Below are 231 nucleotides of genomic sequence, written 5' to 3' on the forward strand. Positions count from 1 at the left end.
GGCGTCCACCTCTCCGAGGAGTTCCAGCTCCACCCCGAACAGTCCACCGACGCCATCGTCATCCACCACCCCGACGCCAAATACTTCAACGCACGCTGAGGAGCTGCTCACATGACGACGACCGATACCGCCCAGGACTTCAAGGTCGCCGATCTCTCGCTGGCCGCGTTCGGCCGCAAGGAGATCACGCTTGCCGAGCACGAGATGCCCGGTCTGATGTCGATCCGCCGC

Annotated in this window: 1 protein-coding gene; it reads left to right on the forward strand. The window is 64.1% G+C overall.

The features are described from left to right. Positions 1-111: 111 nt before the first annotated feature. A partial coding sequence (locus ADL01_RS42665) for an adenosylhomocysteinase (RefSeq protein ID WP_159049658.1) occupies positions 112-231 on the forward strand: 120 nt, incomplete at its 3' end.

The sequence above is a fragment of the Streptomyces sp. NRRL WC-3618 genome (assembly GCF_001280005.1).
Lineage (GTDB): Bacteria > Actinomycetota > Actinomycetes > Streptomycetales > Streptomycetaceae > Streptomyces.